Raw genomic sequence first — 17,497 nt, 5'->3', positions numbered from 1 at the left:
GACTAGGTGGACTTTTTCCACTTAGCAAGGACAGCCGCAACTACAAAAGAACCTTCAATCCCGCTTCCCGCCGGGTTTGAAGGTTCTTTTGGCTATCTGCTTATTGCTTCACGATGTCCTGCACGGCTTTATCCAGCTTCTCAAGCAGCTGATCGCGGTCAACCTGTCCGCCCAGGTATTCCTGCATGGCAGCGCCGAAGCCTTGGGTCACGCCGTCAGGGAACATATCCCAGTTCCAGCCGAGGGCGGTGTCGGATTTCTCTTGTACAGCTACAGCAACCTGGCCGATGTCAGCAGCGTCTGCTGTGATGTCCGTTTCAGCCGGGATAAACTTGAATTCCTGGGTGATATATTTCTTGCCGGTTTCCGAGGTAACCAGCCAGTTCAGGAACGCTTTGGCTTCCTCCGGATGTTCGGATTTGCTGTTCACGATATAGTTGTTCGGCACACCAACGAGAATCGTACCTTCTTCATCGCTGATCGGCAGCGGGAGGAGACCCAGGTTCAGCGCCGGATCAATTTTGTCGATATCGCCCTGCGTCCAGTTGCCCTGCATCATCATTGCCGCTTTGCCGGAGGCGAAATCTGCAACCTGTGTAGCATAGTCGGTTGTCATTTTGTTGTCCTGGGCGTTGTCGAAGATCACGTCAACCAGATCCAGCCACTGCTCGAATACGGGATTGCCTTTAATGGTCGCGGTTCCTGCTTTGACATCCTCGATGAATTTCTTCGGATCAGGCTGGTGGGCCAGACCTACGTTAACCAGATGAATTCCCATCGACCACCACTCATTGGTAGCTTCGAACGGAGTGATGCCGGCGGCTTTGAGCTTGGCAGCAGCATCCTTCAGCTGGGGCAGAGTTTTAGGCTCTTCGGTAATCCCGGCTTTGGCAAACAGGTCCTTGTTATAAATAAGACCGTACCCTTCAACGTTCATCGGCATGCCGTACAGCTTACCGTCGACTGTGGCCGGAGTTTTGGAGGTTGGAATCAGATTAGCCGCCCAAGGCTGGTCGGACAAATCCGTAGCACGGTCCATATAAGGGACCAGGGCCGTATAGCCGCCGTTGTTGAAAATTTCCGGTTCAGAGCCGGAAGCAATTTCTGCCTTCAGCAAAGCGCCGTAGTCTTCACCGCCGCCATGCGTTTCCACTTCTACCTTGACGCCGGTTTCCTTCTCATATTCTTCGGCCAGCGCATTCAGCTGTTCAGCGATTTCGACCTTGAACTGGAACATTTTAATCGTCACATCTTTGGCAGGAGCTGCTGTTGCTTCAGCCGCCGCTGACTCTTTGGGCGCGTTCGTGGCAGCTTCATTGCCGGAATTACTATTGCCGCCGTTGCCGCAGCCTGCGATCAGCATGGTGCAAGCGGTTGCGATAAGGAATGCGGATTTTCTTTTCATAGAATAACCTCCCTGGTCTCTGGTTCCTACAACTAAATCGTATAGCATCTGAGAATCGACTTACACTTAATATTTTGCTCGAAAAAGTGGATATTGTTGCAGAACCTGTTATCCCTTGACGGAGCCGGCCGTTACACCTTCCACGATATAACGCTGCAGCGACAGGAAGAACAGCAGAATGGGCAAGATTGCCATTACCAGTCCGGCCAGTGCGAGATCCCATTTCTTGGTGTACTGACCGAAGAACTTTGTAACGGCCACCGGCAGAGTAGTCAAATCCTTATTGCCCCCGATAACCAGCACCGGCAGCAGATAGTCATTCCAGATCCACAGGGTGTTCAGAATGATGACTGTAACAATGATCGGCAGCAGGAGCGGGAAAACAATCCGGAAGAACACGCCGTACGGATTTGAGCCGTCCACCCGGGCCGCTTCTTCCAGCTCATAAGGCACACTCTTAATGAAGCCGTGGAATAGGAAGACTGACAGCGGCATACCGAAGCCGAGATAGCAGGCCACAATGCCATACAGTTCACCGCGCAGCTCCAGAATACTGGTAACACGCACCAATTGCAGCATCAGGGACTGGAAAGGAATGATCATCGCCGACACCAGCAGCAGGAACACAAAGCTGTTGAAGCGCGACGGTCTTCTGACAATCTGGTACGCAGCCATGGAGCTGAACAGTACGATGAAGATGACGCTCAGAATCGTAATCGATAAAGAATTCCAGAACGCCTGCGGAAAATTGATCGCATCCCAGACCTTGGAGTAATTATCCCAATGAAAAATTGCCGGGATGGAAGCAGCATCGAGCAGAATTTCTTTGAGGCTTTTCACAGAGTTGCTCAGCACCAGATAGAACGGTGACAGGAAGACGAGCGCCAGAAGGATGGCGAGTATCTCCAGAATGAAATTTTTCGGGCGGTATCTGCTGGTATCCATTAAGCTGACACCTCTTTCCGTTTAGTGATCCATACCTGGGTGACCGTAATCAGCGAGACAGCGACGAAGAACAGCAGTGCCTTGGCGGTGCCAAGCCCGTAACGGTTGTTGATCAGCGCTTCCGCGTAGATGTTATAGGCCAGTGACTGGGTGGAGGTCCCCGGTCCGCCTTTAGTCAGCGACAGGTTGAGGTCGAACATTTTGAATGCATTAGAGGTGGTCAGGAACAGGCAGATGGTGATAGCCGGCATGATCAACGGTACATAGACGCTTCGGAACAGCTGCGGGGCGCGGGCGCCGTCGATCTTGGCCGCTTCGATCAGATCCTTCGGAATGCCGGCCAGCGCAGCGATATAGATAACCATCATGTAGCCGGCTGTCTGCCAGACGAACACGATAACGAGTCCCCAGAAGCCGGTGCTTGGTGTACCCAGCCATGGCAGCTGGAAGAACGAAATACCGGTGAGCTCTCCGATGGTGGCGAAGCCTTTGGTGAAAATAAACTGCCAGATATACCCGAGCAGAATGCCGCCGATCACGTTAGGCATGAAGAAAATCGTCCGCAGCACCTTTTTGGTCTTCAGTGTAGTCATCAGCAGGAAGGCCAGCAGCAGCGCCAGTGCATTGGCGGCAACTACGGATACCACCGTGAAGCGCAGGGTGAAGAGCAGGGACTCCCAGAACTTATCATCATTCAGAAAAATCCGTTTCCAGTTGGCCGCGCCGGTCCAGACCGCTTTGTCCAGATCCAGCCCGTTCCAGTCTGTGGAGGAATAGTAGAAGCCGAGAAAAAAATGGCGTGACCACAATGGTCAGGAAAAAGAGCAGGCAGGGTCCGAGGAACACAATTTGCTGGTCCCAGCCCCGTTTAAGCTGCAGAGCTTTTCTCATATGGAATCTCCTTTGTCTAGTTATTCTACAGGTTCATGGCTTCATTATAGAAAGCCCCGCGTCTCTCCAACACTCAATTTGATGATCATAAAAGTGGATTATATTGCAGCAGACAAATTTTGCAGCGTCAAAAATTCACAGTAGCGCCCCGCACGAAACTCGGTGTATGCTGTCGTTGCGAGATTGTGTCAACTATATGGTGGCGTTCGAAAAATAAAATTATGCTTCCGAAGCAAGTTTTGCTGCAAAGATTATTCCACGAAGCGGATGTTCCGCAAAACTTAAGCGTATGCTTACGAAGCAAGTTTTGCTGCAAAGATTATTCAATGAAGCGAGTATTCCGCAAAACTTTTAGGAGGGGCCGTTATGTTCAGAAACAGCATCCGCACCCGGCTGATGGCGCTTGTGCTGCTGGCTTCGGTGATCCCGTCGGGGATCTCCGTCACATTCTCATATCTCTACACCAAGCAGTCGGTGACCGAGCAGTCCGTGAAGCAGAATACGAAGCTGCTGACACTCGGGGAAGGTAATCTCAGCAGCTATTTCAGCGGGATGAACCAGCGGGCATTGTCGCTGTACAGCGGAATTAATGTGCCCAGCTCCTTTTATACGAGTCTGCTTACCGCTAAAGATCCGAATGATCTGCCCGCAGGCACGGCTGCGCCGGATACCCGGGCGGTTATCTCTACCCAGATGTACAACCTGTTCCTCTCCGATCAGAACACGTTCCAGATTCATCTGTATGTCAGAGCCGCCAAGCAGTCGAATCTGCTGCTCGGCGGGCAGTTCCGCCGGGAATCGGACAAATATGTCCCGCCGGAGGTACCGGGAGGAACCTACCGGCCTTTTATAGAGGTGACCCATATGGATCACCAATACGGAATGAAGTCCCGGTTCCCGAATTTGAAATCAGGGACGGTGCCCGTCTTCTCGGCCCATTTTCCACTCTACCGTGCGCCCAGCGCCGATGTACTGGCTGATCTGTCGATCGATTTCCGGCTCACCGAATTGGAGGGGATTGCCAAATCGATGTACAATTCGGATAAAGAACGCCTGTATGTGTTGAACGAACAGGGACAGGCGCTGTTTGCGTCTGATCCTGACTGGATCGGGAAGCCGGTAACGGCCGGCTGGAGCCGGCTTCCCGGCAGCCGCGAGAGCGGACATTTCACCTGGGACAAGGACGGGTTCAAGGGAATTGTATTTTACCGGCACATTGACGCTCCCTTGTTCAAGGGTAATATTATCAAGCTGGTGCCTTACGAGGATCTGTACGCCGATGCGCGGGTAATTACCCGGTTCAATACCGGTATCGGCGTGCTGTTCCTGATTCTGGGCGGAATCGTCGCGGTGGTGATCTCCATCGGTTTCACAAGGCCGATCAAGAAGCTGATCTCCTTCACCCAGAAGGTGCAGATCGGCCAGCTGGATGCCCACATGGATGCCGACCGTGAGGATGAATTTGGCCTGCTGACCCGCAAAATCACCGGCATGACCCGTACGATCAACGATCTGATCGTCAAGGAATATAAGCTTGAGCTGGCCAATAAGACCAATCAGCTGAAGGCACTGCAGGCCCAGGTCAATCCGCATTTCCTTTACAACGCTTTGCAGTCGATTGCCAGTCTGTCCTTGCGTTATAATGCGCCAAAGGTGTACGATCTCATCTATTCCCTTGGCAGCATGATGCGTTATTCGATGAATACCGAACGGACGCAGGTACCGCTGCGCGATGAGCTGGAGCATGTGCAGAATTACGTCATCCTGCAAACCGAGCGTTTCGGGGAAGACAATCTGCAGCTGGATATCGATACCGATGAGGCTGCCCTCGACATTGTCGTGCCCAAGATGATCCTGCAGCCGATCGTCGAAAATATTTTTAAGCACGGGTTCGAGGATGGAGTCCGTGGCGCGTTAATTACTATTTCCTGCACGCTTGATGAGCAGGACAGGCTGATTCTTGCCGTCAAGGATAACGGCAAGGGAATGCCCCGCGGGCGGCTGGAGGAAATCACTGCCAGTCTTGGGGCTAGCGGCAAAGCCGAATACGAAGAGATCGGCCTGTACAATGTGCTGGCCCGGCTGCGGCTGCAGCTGAGCGGCGAGGCACAGCTGCTGCTGCAAAGCAGGGAGGGCCAGGGGGTTACCGTTACGCTGGTAATTCCTCTGGTTAGCTAAGTTGATATAGTGAAACTAAACCGGTAACAAGAGTAAGATGTGTTGTCTGATTGTATTTGTTGCAACAGATTGCTTATCAAACGAAGGCTAATTCCATTCTGTTGTATTCTGTGCAGCAGAAGCCGGGAATATGGGCCAAAAACAGCTGATTCCCAAGATTCTACTGTACTAACTACAATAGATTTAAATTTCCGGCCGATTAAGGAGACATCTGCTGCAGAAAGTGCAATAGAACACACGGGTCAGTTCATACCGATCACTTACACAAAGGAGCGGCAAACAATGAAGGTGCTGATAGTAGACGATGAGAAGCATGTGCGGGAGGCCATCCGCTATTTTGTGCCGTGGGAGAAGCATCAGATTGCCGGCATTTATGAAGCCACTAACGGGCAGGAAGCGATCGCGATTATGCGGGAGCAGCAGCCGGAGATTGTATTCACGGATATGCGCATGCCGCTGATGGATGGCGCAGAGCTGCTGGAATGGCTGCATACGCATTACCCGAATACGAAGACCATAGTCATCAGCGGCTATCAGGATTTCAACTATGTGAAGCCGGCGATTGTCTACGGGGGGACGGATTATTTGCTGAAGCCGCTCAACAGCAAGCAGCTGATCGCCGCGGCGGAGCATGCCTTTCAGCTGTGGCAGGAGGAAGAGGCAGAGCGGCAGCAGACCCTGCGCCAGAGTATGCAGCTGAATGTGCTGCGGCCGCTCTACTGGGATAAGATGCTCTCCGATCTGGTGGCAGGGCAGGTGTCCTTTCAGGAGCTGAAGCATTCCCTAAGTGAAGAATTGGGCATGCCGCTGTTTGCCGTAGAATGCAAAATAGCGGTGCTCTCTCTCCAGGGGGCAGACTGCCGGCTGCTGCAGAGATTTCACGGTGATGTGGGATTGACCTCCTTTGTGCTGGTTAATGTCTGTAATGAGGTGCTTGCATCGAAGCAGAGCGGCATCGCCTTCCGCAGCTGGCAGGCCGGTGCAGAGATTGTTGTTCTCCTCTGGTCAGCGGTTTCGGAGGCAGAGGAGTTGATGCGGGGGATCAACGGGTCGATTAAGAAGACCTATGGAGTGCTGATGGATATTGGACTCAGTTATGCATGTGAGTTCCCCGAGGGGATACAAACGGCTTTTCACCAGGCACGGCAGGGGCTGAACGAGCGGAACCTGCTGCAGCGGGAAGGGCGGATTCACTTGTACCGGGAGGCTTTGGGCGAGAGTGGATCTGTAGAAGACTACGCCTTCGAAACGCAGCTGGAGAAGCTGAAAGTAGCAGTCCTTTCGGGTGAGCAGGACAAAATGGAGCGGGTAGTGGAGGATTGGTCGGTTCAGCTGGCGGGTCTGCCTGTACTTACGGAGAGCCGGTTACTGCGGCTTCAGAAAGAGATTGCAGAGGCTCTGCAGCGCTGGCGGCCGGAGGCAGAGATCCATTTCGGGCTATGCTACGATCATGAGGGGTTATTCTCCGCCCGGCTTTGGCAGGATGGGATGAAGGCGCTGCTGCAGCGTATATCACAGGGGAGCCCCCAGCCCCCGGACAGCAGGCTTGTGCAGGAGATCCGGGAATATCTGGATCAGAATTATGCTAAGGACATGACGCTTCAGCATATTGCGCAGCGGTTTTTTATCAGCCGGGAGAATGTGTCCCGCAAGTTCAAGCAGATCAGCGGCGAGAACCTGTCAGATTATTTAACGGGCCTGAGAATAGACAAAGCCAAGACGCTGCTGCAGAATACCAATCTCCGGCTGTCGCAAATCTCGGAGCTGGTCGGCTATGAGGATGAGAAATATTTCAGCCGGGTATTCAAAAAAGCGACCGGACAGACGCCGCGCGAATACCGCAAGCAGTGAGCTAAGCACGGCTTGCGGTCGCAGGGGGTTACTTTTTGAAATAATCAGCCAGTCCCTGGGCGATGGCCTTGGCAGCCTTTTTCTGGTAGGCAGAAGTGCGGACAATCGCTTCGTCATAAGGATTGCTGAGAAATCCCAGCTCCACAAGTGTAGCCGGAAGGGTATTCTCCCGCAGGATATGGTAATTGCCGTAAGATAAACCGTTGCTCTTCAGGCCGATGCCTTGTCCAAGCCGGGCCTCAATGGCCCGGGCCAGCCGCAGGTCATCCGATTCAGAGTAGAAGAAGGTCAGTGTTCCGGATACGTTCTTCGGCGAGGAATTGTAATGGATGCTGACAAAGGCATCGGCATTCAGCGTGGTGGCGATCTGGACTCTCCGGGCGAGGGTGGGCTTTTGATCTGAGGTCCGCGTCATCTGCACCCGCGCTCCCCTGGCTGTCAGATAGTCGCGTACATAAAAGGACGTCTGCAAAGTAAGATCCTTCTCCATCGTATTGTAGGTCGTGCCGAGCATGCCCGGATCGCTTCCGCCATGCCCGGGATCAATGACGATCATTTTGCCGCTGATCCGGCCTGAAGAGCTGAAGCTTGTGCTTGAGACCGAACCGGCCTTGCTGCTTCCGGTTGAGGCGCTTCCGCTGGCAATATACTGCACGGATACCCAGCCGACTTCTCCGCTGGTTGTACGAATCCGTGCCCAGCCGTCCTGGCGCTCCAGAACGGTTACGGTATCCCGGGCCTTCAGGGAGCCTACTACCTGGTAGCCGATTCCCGGACCTCCCCTGATCCGCAGGGAATCTGCGGTTACGGTTGCAGAACTGCTGCCGGAGGTTGTCTTTGCAGATGACAAGGAGGCCGTCGCGGTTCCTGCAGTCTTTTTAAGATAATAACCTGCCACCCAGCCGCTTACTGATCCGGAGCGTATCTCCATCCAGCCATGCTGCTCATCGGTAACTGTTACTGTGGTGCCGCTCTTCAAAGATCCGACGACTGAAGCACCGGCAGCCGGCTCGCTGCGGACAATAAGAGAACTGGTGTAGACCTTCGCCGTATAAGACGCCATAGCGTCCACACGGGTGCTTTGGAGCAAGCCTCCAATCAGGATGCCGGCTGCCAGTACTGCAATATGTATTCTTTTGTTCATAAGAAGCCTCGTTTCAGGGTGGTATAAAATCCTATTACCCGTTTCATCGGCAGAAGAACAGGATTTTATTAAAATCTAAGGAAATGGGGCTCTGTTCCCAGATAGAAAAGGGCTGTATAATTATTACAGCATGGGGAAACTGACATAAGGAGCGCCGCCGTGACCAGACCAAAACTATTCATTGGATCTTCCAGAGAATCTATCCGTTACGCCAGGGCGATACATGAGCAGCTGAAGCGGGAGGCCCGGGTGAATCCATGGTATGCCAATGCCTTCCGCGCGAATGAATATACAATGGAAGCACTCGAGCGGAACCTGGATGAGAGCGATTTTGCCGTCTTCGTGTTCTCTCCGGACGATGTAGCCAGAATCCGCGGTAAATATTATTATGTGACCCGTGATAATACACAGTTTGAAATGGGCCTATTCTGGGCCAGGCTGCGGCGCAGCCGTGTGTTCTGCCTGCTGCCGGATCAGGTTCCGGCCCGTAAAGATTTAATTCCGGGAGAGAACATCGAAGAATATCATCTGTTGTCGGATTTATCCGGCCTCACTCCGCTGGAATATGAATGGCAGCATGAGAATCCGGTGGCGGCCGTAGATGTAAGCTGCGGCAAGATCATTGACAGCATTCAGGAACAGGGAAGCTACCGTGATCCGCAGAAGGAACTGGAGAAGTTAAAGCATGAGCTTAGGCGAAAAGAAAGTATCCTTCACTTCTTTTGGCAATATAATAGTATTGTGGCTGCTCCTAAAGGAGAGGTGCAATATCAGGCGCTCAGCGAAGCGGTCCGCAATTCTTTTCTGCCGCCGAAGCACTGCCGGGTGATGGGCGCCGCCATGTGGCAGGCCCGTGAGGGAGAGGGTCTGGTGCAGGTCGGGGGAAATGTGGGCCGGGGACATGTCTACCCGTTATCGCTGTATGAAGCGGAACAGGAGAAACGTCCGGGTGTGCTGGATGCTTTTATGAGCAAGGAATGGACCTTTTTTCAGCGTACGGAAGTTGCGGAGGTCTATATCCTATGCTATCCTTTAGGTGAAAAGCATGTCCTTTCTGTACATTTTTCCGGAAGCGACGGATTGTCTGCGGATGATCTTACCGAGGTTGTGTCGTATAACCGGGATTTGTTCCGTACCGTCAATCATTTAGTGGGAGGGGACTGACACGATGAAAAACATGAAGAATGCAGTCAGTTTATCCAGTGCTGTCCGCCGAACCGCAAACGGCAGCGGCAGTGAAGGCGGCAAAGGCCGCACGAAGCGGAAAGCGGGGACCGGAAGGCCCACCAAGCTGTCGCCTTCGTCCATCAACGTATACATTGCGCCTTCTCTGGAAGGCGGAGACGACGAATACAAGAAGCTCGTCAGCGGGAAGGTCGATAATAACAAACCTTCGTTTGCCTAACGGATATAGGGGTCCCCAGTCATTGCTGGGGGCCTTTTTTTATTTTTCTTACATAATTTCGTCATGTTCCCTTTAGGATTGCAAGCTAGAATGAGCTCTATCGAAACTAGATAGGGAGTGTTCAAATGGCGAAAATATTGATTACTGATGATGCGGCTTTCATGAGACTGATGGTGCGCTCGGCACTGGAATCCAAGGGACATGAGATTGTAGGGGAAGCCGTGAACGGAGCAGAGGCGGTCAAGTTGTACCAGCAGGTTAAACCGGATGTTGTCACCATGGATATCACGATGCCGGATATGGATGGGGTTACGGCTGTTAAAAATATCATCGCTGTGGATCCTGCCGCCAAAATCATTATGTGCAGTGCAATGGGACAGACCGTAATGGTGATGGATGCGATGAAGGCCGGAGCGAAGGATTTTGTCGTCAAGCCTTTTCAGGCGGACCGGTTACAGCAGGCTGTAGAAAATCAACTGTAAAAAATGGGGGGGAATGCCGATATGGAGAATATACAAGCAAAACATTTGAATACGGTTCTTTCGGGGATTGAAAAAGTGCTGGTAACGTATCTGGGCTTTACCGTTCAAACGGGTGTTCCGTCGATGCAGCAGCCCTTTGTAAATACGGAGAATGTATCGGTTATGGTCGGAATGACGGGGGACCTGCGCGGTGAGATTATTCTCAGCATGGATGATGAGGTGCTCAAAGGTATTATAAGTACCATGTGCGGCTTTAAAGTGGAAGCGATTGACGATATGGGCTGGAGCGCCTTTGCCGAGTTCGGCAATTGGGTCGGGGCTGCTTGCTGTACCGCCTTTCATGAGCAGGAGCTGAACACCAATATTACGCCTCCTGTCATTCATGAAGGAAAAGGCAGCCTGCGGACCAGCAGCAAGTTTATCAGCCTGCCGGTATTTATAGGCGAATTGACGATTATGGCGCATATCAGTCTTGGTGAGTGATGAGTGCGTACAAGCCGGCAAATGGATGGGGAGAGCTGTTCATGAATCAATTGAAGACGATGCGCCTGTATGTTGGCCTGTCATTACTATGCGTCCTCGTGATGGGACGGCTTGCGAACTGGATGAATCCGGCGGATCCCGAACTGGATGCCGTTGAAGTAATTGTTCTGACCATCGGCACACTGCTTTTGGTGTCGACTTTCTTCTCGAATAAAATACGCTCTAAGGCGGAGCCGCTTCTGTTTGCTTACCTTTGGTTTATATCGGCTGCTGCTTTCGTCTCCTTGTTGCAATATCAGTATGACTCCATGCTGCTGATTACGATACTTATGATGTATTTTGTGGTAAGCCAGACGATCACCTCCCTGAGGCGGCTGAGAATTTACATGGTTCTGATTTTGCTGGAACTGGTCTTGTTTCTCTTCTTTACAGGGGATCTCAAACAGACGAGTTTTGCATTTGTCATATTTCTCACCGCAAGCGTCGTAATCTATCTTTCCACGGGAAAACGCTTACAAATTATTAAGGAATATGAAATAACCGAGAAGGCTCTGCGTGAAACGGTTGCCGAGAAAAATTTGTACGAACGCGCTGTCCATGATGTGGGCACAGGAGTCATCATAGCCCTGGCGTTGCCACCCAGGCCGATTGTTTATACAAACCAGGCATTTACCCAAATCACCGGCTATTCAGCGGAAGAGGTATTGGGACGAAACTGTAACTTCTTACAGGGGAAGGACACTAAGCAGGAGCATATTGAGCAGATCCGGAGTGCGCTCAACGGGCAGTCCCGGATACAGCTGGAGCTTCTGAATTACCGCAAGAATCATGAGCCTTTTTGGAATGAGCTTGCAATCACCCCACTCCGTGATGAGACAGGGGTTGTAACGCACTTTATCGGAATTCAAACCGATATCACCGTCCGCAAGCAGCTGATGCTGAGCGAGCAGCAGTCCCGGACCATGCTTGAAGGGGTGCTGAGGTATTTGAAGGATGCTGTCTTCGTGCTGCGGGCCGAGCAGTATGAACTCCAGCCTGTAATGATGAATGATGCTGCAAGGGAAATATATGATTCAATAGACAGCTCTGAAGATTCCAGGCTAATCACTTATAAGGAACTCATCTTCAGTGTCCTGTATGGACAAGAAGCAGTAGAACAGGAAATTGAGCTGAGTATTGCCGGCGATGTACGGGCCTACCGGGTTGTCATCAGCAAGCTGGATGATATGGTCATGCTAACCTGTAACGATATAACGGTCCATCGGGAAAACGAACGCCAGCTGCTGCTGAATAAGGAGGCTCTTGAGCATACCAATCACGCAAAGGATCAGTTTCTGGCGATGATCAGCCATGAGTTCCGCACCCCTCTTAATGCGATCCTGGGCATTGTACAGCTGCAGGAAGAGGACGGTCCCGCTTCAGAGGAGATGCGCATCCTGAAGCATTCCTCTGAGCATCTATTATTTTTAATCGAGCGCGTCCTGGATTATTCCGCTATGGAGAGCGGGGGGATGCACCTTGACCGGCAGCCCTTCAATCTGCGCAAGCTTGTTGTGAATGTGTCGGAGCAGTACCGGGAAAAGCTGGCGGGCAACGAGCTGGAGCTTCATCTCCAAGCAGACCAGCTTCCTGATGTGTCCGTGACCGGCGATTCGCACCGGACGGAGCAGATTATCAAGACCCTTCTGGATAATGCCGTGAAGTTCACACCCAAGGGATATGTGGAAATCTCTGCACAGCTCCGGCCGATGAAGGACTCCGGAAAGCTGCTGCTGATCCTCCGGATAAAGGATACAGGCATCGGCATACCTGTGGAGGCAGGGGACGACATATTCAAGCCGTTCTTCCAGTCGGATCCTTCCTTTACCCGGCAATACGGGGGGCTTGGTATCGGGCTGGCCTTCTCCCGTAAGCTTACAGAGCTTCTTGGCGGTAATCTGTCGTATCAGAGCATTCCGGGAGAAGGCACAACGTTTGAGATGAAGCTGCCCTTTACATTGCCTGAAGGCGAGGAATTACAATTTACAGGACAGCCGAGGCTGCTGCTGGCCGAGGATAATATCGATAACCAGAATTTGTTCATTGCGTTTGTGAAGAAGATCGGCTGCCATGTAGATGTTGCTGTGAATGGACTGGAAGCGGTAAGGATGTTCAGAGAGAGCTATTATCATATGGTCTTTATGGATATTCAGATGCCCGTGATGGACGGTTATGAAGCCATGAGGCAAATCCGCCGCTGGGAAGCAGAAGAAGGACTTAGAGAAGCCGCTATAGTAGCGTTAACCGCACACGCCTTTGCAGAGCATCGCATAGCCACCCGGGAAGCCGGCTGCACCGATTTTTTGGAGAAGCCGATTTTCATGGAGCCGTTGTTTCAGAGCATCCGGCGGTACGCTTATGCTGAGTTTGGCGGGAGTGGAGGATGAATCGATGGAATCTCCAATTAGTGTATGGATTGACGAGGACATTGCAGAGCTTATCCCCGGATATATGGGGCGCCGCAGAGAGGATCTTGCTGAACTCTCAGCCTCCCTGGAGCATGGTGAATTTGACAGGATTACCGGGATTGGACATTCCTTGAAGGGAAGCGGCGGGGGGTATGGCTTTACGGGCATTTCAGAAATTGGCCGCAACCTGGAACAGTATGCGTCGCTCCGGGACGAGGTGCGTGTGAAGGAATGTGTAGAACTGCTGGAGCATTATTTGAACACGGTAGAGATTTCGGTGAAGCCATGCGGGCGCTAGGAAACGGGGAATCGCAATGAACAGAGAGAAGACTGTATCTATCTTCGAATGGATATGGAAACCGTATATTAAAACTGCAGTGATTCCGTTATTGCTTGTGGAGCTGTTTTTTATCGGGATTTATTTTGTGACGAATAACTGGTCGCGGGAGCGGCATATTGCCAGCATGAAGAGTGAAGTATTTAACGAGATGCGGATACTAGCCTCACAAGAGGCGGAGGTCATCGATGGGCAAACGCAGAGGGTGGCAACGATTACGGATCTGTACCGGGATTCGATTTCACTCGCGCTGAAAGCAGGAGCTGCATTCGGGGAGGATGACCGTAAACGGCTGGTTATGGGCAGTGATGGAGCTTATTATTCCATGGCCGACAGTTCTACGGGCGGGGCTGCAGTTTTTTACAGCGGCTTGCACACAGTAGGGACTGAACAGAAAAGTAAGGTGGCTGCCTTGCTGGCACTGCAGCCTCAAATGAAATCGATCGTTGCCAGGGAGAAGCTTGCGTCTGCGATATACTTTAACAGCTTTGATTCCTTGAATATTATTTATCCATACATTGATGCAAGGACCCAATATGCGCCGAAAATGAATATTCCGGAATTTAATTTCTATTATGAAGCGGATGAAGCTCATAATCCTGACCACAAGGTGGTCTGGACGGATGCTTATCTGGATCCTGCCGGTAATGGCTGGATGGCTTCCAGTATTGCCCCTATCTATAGCGGAGCAGTGCTGGAGGGGGTGGCCGGAATAGATATCACCATAGATACATTCAGAAAAGAAATTCTGGGACTGGAGATACCATGGAACGGGCATGGATTACTGGTTGACAATAATGGCGTAATTCTTGCGATGCCGGATGAGGTAGAACGTTTATTTGGGATTCAGGAGCTTACTTCACATAAATATGAAGAGACGGTTAAGGCGGATACGTTCAAGCCGGAAGAATTCAACCTTTTTGCGCATGAGGATCTCAAGTCAATTGCAGCTGACCTTACCGGCGGAAATAAGGGATTAGCCGAAGTACAGGTGCGCGGAGAGAAGCAGATTCTTGCCTGGTCCACGGTTGAAAATACAGGCTGGAAGCTGATTGTACTTGCAGATGAGGAGACGATTTTAGCGGAGACCAATCACCTGCGGCAAGAGCTTTTTGAAATCGGAATATATATGATCTTCGGACTGATGTTCTTTTATATTATTTATTTTGTAGTCCTGAACCGCCGGACTAAGAAGATGAGCCTGCGGATGTCCGAACCGCTGCAGATGATTAACACCATTGCGCTTGATATTGGACAAGGCCGGTATAATCAGGATATTCCGGATATCCATGTGATTGAACTGAGGCAGACCGCTGAGATATTGACTCAGGTCGGCCAGAAGCTGGGAGCATCCAATAAGGCGCTGACGGAAGCCAAGGATGCACTTGAAAGCCGTGAAGCCAATATGAATGCGATGATTCAATCGGTGGACGATATGATTGCCGAGATTGATGAGTCCGGCGTTATTGTAAAGGTCTGGACGGTAGATAAGAAATTTGATCTTACGTTGGCCAGAAATTATGAAGGCAAGCATGTCGATACGCTGTTTGATCTGGAGACGACCAGCCACTTTATGGAGCTGCTGCATAAAATGCTGTTAACAGGGGAAACCGCGGGTCTGGAATATAAGATATCTACCGGCATAGGTCCCAGATGGATGCAGGCACTGATTACACCGATCCATAACAAAAATGAGCCGATCCGTAAAGTTGTGATGATCGCCCGCGACATTTCAGACCGGAAGCTCATTGAAGAATCTATGCGCAGCTCGAAAGAAACCGCCGAAAAGGCCAATCAGGCCAAATCTGAATTCCTGTCCAGCATGAGCCACGAATTGCGGACACCGATGAATGCTATTCTCGGGTTTGCGCAGCTTCTTGAATATGACAGCTCCGAGCCGCTGACTTCTTCACAACAGGAGAATGTGAGAGAGATTATAAAAGCCGGGAAACATCTGCTTCGCTTAATCAGTGAAATCCTTGATTTGTCCCGTATTGAATCCGGCCGTATGGCTTTGACAATAGAGACGGTACGTTTAGGCGATATTCTGGAAGAGTGCTTTTCCTGGATACAGCCTATCTGTGATCAGCATTCCATCCATATCCGCAACGCCGCGGAGCCCATGTACGGACAATTGATCGAATGTGACCGTTTCCGGATGAAGCAGGTGCTATTAAATATTTTATCCAATGCGGTGAAGTACAATATAGTGAACGGCTCCATTACTGTCAGTGTTCTGCCTGCTTCCGGGAACATGGTCGCCATCGTGGTGGAGGATACAGGAATCGGAATCAGCGAGAAGGATATGGGCGTTATTTTCGAGCCCTTCCACAGGGTTCATCCCGGCGAACAGATTGAGGGTACGGGAATTGGGCTCACAGTCTCCAGCAAGCTGCTGGAAATGATGAACGGAAAAATCATGGCGGCAAGTCAGGTTGGACAAGGCAGCCAGTTTCAGATTCTGATCCCCCATGCTGAATGAAGGAGGGATGACAAATGATAATATCGGATCCCGTTCATCCCGAACTATACAAACTAACGAAAATTATGATCATCGATGATGTCCGGGCAAATACCTTATTGCTGGAAAAGCTGTTTACACTGGAGGGATACTCGAATATTTCAGTCATCGACGATCCGGAAAGAGCCCTTCAGGCGATTCAAGAGGAAGCTCCGGAGGTATTACTGCTCGATCTGAACATGCCGACGGTCAGCGGATTTGATATTTTAATGCGGCTGAACGAGCAGAAATCTCCTCTGGTGTCTTCGGTAATCATTATTACAGCCTATCAGGATTCGGTGTTTCTGCATCGGGCGCTGCGGCTGGGGGTTAGGGATTTTTTGACCAAGCCGTTTGATCCTGTTGAAATAGTGCATAAAGTAAAACTGTTAACAGAAGCAAATCAGCAGCGAAGGCTGCAGGAGGCGCAGACGAGGCATGTCGAATCGTTGCTGCAGCAGCATATTTTTGAGCTTGAGGAGCTTCAGCAGGAGTATGTTCAGCGGTTGCTTCAGACCATGAAGCATAAGGATAATGAAACGGGAAAGCATCTGCTGCGGATAAGCAATTACGTGTACATACTCGCGAAGCGGATGGGGCTGGATGAGAACGCCTGCCATAAGCTTAAGCTGGCAAGTGCACTGCATGATATAGGAAAACTGTCGATCCCAGACCATATCCTGCATAAAGAGGGGAAGCTGACGGCTGAAGAGTTCGAGGTCATAAAGGAGCACACTACCAAAGGGGCGGCATTACTAGCCGGAAGCCGGAACGGAGTTCTTATCCTTGCGGAGAGTATCGCACTGACCCATCATGAGAAATGGGACGGCAGCGGATATCCGCAGGCTTTAAGGGGGGAGGAAATCCCGCTTGAAGGGAGAATCACAGCCGTATGTGATGTGTTCGACGCACTCATCTCCAAACGCTCCTACAAAGCCGCGTGGAGCGGGGAGGAGGCATTGGCAGAGCTGCAGCGGCAAAGCGGGCTCCATTTTGATCCGGAAGTGGTAAGGGCCTTTTCTGATGTCTATGCTGAAATACTGAATATCCGGGACAAGTGGCTGGATTAAACAATAGAGGGCTGGTTTGGCGACATCCTAAGTCGCCAGGCCAGCCCTCTTGTGTACTCATCACACAACAAATTTATACCCAATTCCCCAGATAGTTTTAATCAGCCGGTGTTCGGGATCGATCTTTTTGCGGATGTTTTTGAGATAGACGGTTACCGTGTTAATGTCCCCGTTGTCTTCATAACCCCATACAGCGTTGTAGATCTGCTCTCTGCTGAGCACAAGATTCTTGTTACGTACCATATACAGCAGGATTTCCAGCTCTTTTCCCGACAAATGGACGGGTTCACCTTTAATTAGCACTTCATAGGTTTCGCCGTTAATCACGATATCATCAAACTGAAATACCTTTTGGTTCG

The 17,497-nt window shown here is 51.2% G+C and carries 14 protein-coding genes and 1 pseudogene; 10 read left to right on the top strand and 5 right to left on the bottom strand.

What is annotated here, in order from left to right:
• Positions 1-100 precede the first annotated feature (100 nt).
• From AQR02_RS27405 to AQR02_RS27395, 3 genes and pseudogenes are all read right to left on the bottom strand, one after another.
• A complete protein-coding gene (locus tag AQR02_RS27405) occupies positions 101-1,405 on the bottom strand; it encodes an ABC transporter substrate-binding protein (RefSeq protein ID WP_054943508.1) in 1,305 nt (434 codons plus the stop codon).
• Positions 1,406-1,513: 108 nt separating this feature from the next.
• Positions 1,514-2,350: a carbohydrate ABC transporter permease gene (locus tag AQR02_RS27400; protein ID WP_054943507.1), complete on the bottom strand. Its 837-nt coding sequence runs from the start codon at positions 2,348-2,350 to the stop codon at positions 1,514-1,516.
• Positions 2,350-3,241, bottom strand: a pseudogene (locus tag AQR02_RS27395) (carbohydrate ABC transporter permease). The gene AQR02_RS27400 and the pseudogene AQR02_RS27395 overlap by 1 nt, the downstream one beginning before the upstream one ends.
• A 366-nt stretch (positions 3,242-3,607) precedes the next feature.
• On the opposite strand from AQR02_RS27395, the gene AQR02_RS27390 reads away from it, so the two are divergent.
• Both AQR02_RS27390 and AQR02_RS27385 read left to right on the top strand, forming a co-directional pair.
• Positions 3,608-5,419 (top strand): sensor histidine kinase, encoded by a 1,812-nt coding sequence (locus AQR02_RS27390; RefSeq protein WP_054943506.1) that lies wholly within the window; start codon positions 3,608-3,610, stop codon positions 5,417-5,419.
• Between the two features lie 282 nt (positions 5,420-5,701).
• Positions 5,702-7,270: a response regulator gene (locus AQR02_RS27385; protein WP_054943505.1), complete on the top strand. Its 1,569-nt coding sequence runs from the start codon at positions 5,702-5,704 to the stop codon at positions 7,268-7,270.
• Positions 7,271-7,298: 28 nt separating this feature from the next.
• Here the strand turns inward: AQR02_RS27385 and AQR02_RS27380 are convergent, their stop codons facing one another.
• Entirely contained in the window at positions 7,299-8,414 is a 1,116-nt protein-coding gene (locus tag AQR02_RS27380; protein WP_054943504.1) for an N-acetylmuramoyl-L-alanine amidase family protein, read from the bottom strand.
• 159 nt (positions 8,415-8,573) lie between these two features.
• Between AQR02_RS27380 and AQR02_RS27375 the strand changes: the two genes are divergently transcribed.
• The 8 genes from AQR02_RS27375 to AQR02_RS27340 all read left to right on the top strand — a co-directional run bounded on the left by AQR02_RS27375 (position 8,574) and on the right by AQR02_RS27340 (position 17,138).
• Complete coding sequence (locus AQR02_RS27375) at positions 8,574-9,578, top strand: TIR domain-containing protein (RefSeq protein WP_054943503.1); 1,005 nt, start codon at positions 8,574-8,576, stop codon at positions 9,576-9,578.
• Positions 9,579-9,582: 4 nt separating this feature from the next.
• Positions 9,583-9,819, top strand: coding sequence for a hypothetical protein (locus AQR02_RS27370; protein WP_054943502.1), 237 nt, complete (start codon positions 9,583-9,585; stop codon positions 9,817-9,819).
• Between the two features lie 125 nt (positions 9,820-9,944).
• Entirely contained in the window at positions 9,945-10,301 is a 357-nt protein-coding gene (locus tag AQR02_RS27365; protein WP_054943501.1) for a response regulator, read from the top strand.
• A gap of 21 nt (positions 10,302-10,322) precedes the next feature.
• Positions 10,323-10,784, top strand: coding sequence for a chemotaxis protein CheX (locus tag AQR02_RS27360; protein WP_054943500.1), 462 nt, complete (start codon positions 10,323-10,325; stop codon positions 10,782-10,784).
• Positions 10,785-10,825: 41 nt separating this feature from the next.
• On the top strand, positions 10,826-13,210 hold the full coding sequence (locus AQR02_RS27355) for an ATP-binding protein (protein ID WP_054943499.1): 2,385 nt from the start codon (positions 10,826-10,828) through the stop codon (positions 13,208-13,210).
• A gap of 4 nt (positions 13,211-13,214) precedes the next feature.
• Entirely contained in the window at positions 13,215-13,529 is a 315-nt protein-coding gene (locus tag AQR02_RS27350; protein ID WP_054943498.1) for an Hpt domain-containing protein, read from the top strand.
• 16 nt (positions 13,530-13,545) lie between these two features.
• Entirely contained in the window at positions 13,546-16,050 is a 2,505-nt protein-coding gene (locus tag AQR02_RS27345) for an ATP-binding protein (RefSeq protein ID WP_054943497.1), read from the top strand.
• Positions 16,051-16,064: 14 nt separating this feature from the next.
• Complete coding sequence (locus tag AQR02_RS27340) at positions 16,065-17,138, top strand: HD domain-containing phosphohydrolase (RefSeq protein ID WP_054943496.1); 1,074 nt, start codon at positions 16,065-16,067, stop codon at positions 17,136-17,138.
• 60 nt (positions 17,139-17,198) lie between these two features.
• On the opposite strand, the gene AQR02_RS27335 is transcribed toward AQR02_RS27340, so the two are convergent.
• Positions 17,199-17,497: winged helix-turn-helix domain-containing protein (locus AQR02_RS27335; protein ID WP_167347646.1), on the bottom strand; the 299-nt coding region annotated here is incomplete at its 5' end.

It is taken from the genome of Paenibacillus ihuae, from assembly GCF_001368795.1.
Lineage (GTDB): Bacteria > Bacillota > Bacilli > Paenibacillales > Paenibacillaceae > Paenibacillus_AQ > Paenibacillus_AQ ihuae.
Note: the sequence above shows the minus strand (reverse complement) of the source record. Positions and strands in the feature narration are given on the sequence as shown.

What these genes read in the sequence shown, in the direction of transcription:
- AQR02_RS27405 (WP_054943508.1), bottom strand. Translation starts at nt 1,405, where the DNA reads ATGAAAAGAAAATCCGCATTCCTTATCGCAACCGCTTGCACCATGCTG.
- AQR02_RS27355 (WP_054943499.1), top strand. Translation starts at nt 10,826, where the DNA reads ATGAATCAATTGAAGACGATGCGCCTGTATGTTGGCCTGTCATTACTA.
- AQR02_RS27370 (WP_054943502.1), top strand. Translation starts at nt 9,583, where the DNA reads ATGAAAAACATGAAGAATGCAGTCAGTTTATCCAGTGCTGTCCGCCGA.
- AQR02_RS27360 (WP_054943500.1), top strand. Translation starts at nt 10,323, where the DNA reads ATGGAGAATATACAAGCAAAACATTTGAATACGGTTCTTTCGGGGATT.
- AQR02_RS27350 (WP_054943498.1), top strand. Translation starts at nt 13,215, where the DNA reads ATGGAATCTCCAATTAGTGTATGGATTGACGAGGACATTGCAGAGCTT.
- AQR02_RS27345 (WP_054943497.1), top strand. Translation starts at nt 13,546, where the DNA reads ATGAACAGAGAGAAGACTGTATCTATCTTCGAATGGATATGGAAACCG.
- AQR02_RS27400 (WP_054943507.1), bottom strand. Translation starts at nt 2,350, where the DNA reads ATGGATACCAGCAGATACCGCCCGAAAAATTTCATTCTGGAGATACTC.
- AQR02_RS27340 (WP_054943496.1), top strand. Translation starts at nt 16,065, where the DNA reads ATGATAATATCGGATCCCGTTCATCCCGAACTATACAAACTAACGAAA.
- AQR02_RS27365 (WP_054943501.1), top strand. Translation starts at nt 9,945, where the DNA reads ATGGCGAAAATATTGATTACTGATGATGCGGCTTTCATGAGACTGATG.
- AQR02_RS27385 (WP_054943505.1), top strand. Translation starts at nt 5,702, where the DNA reads ATGAAGGTGCTGATAGTAGACGATGAGAAGCATGTGCGGGAGGCCATC.
- AQR02_RS27380 (WP_054943504.1), bottom strand. Translation starts at nt 8,414, where the DNA reads ATGAACAAAAGAATACATATTGCAGTACTGGCAGCCGGCATCCTGATT.
- AQR02_RS27390 (WP_054943506.1), top strand. Translation starts at nt 3,608, where the DNA reads ATGTTCAGAAACAGCATCCGCACCCGGCTGATGGCGCTTGTGCTGCTG.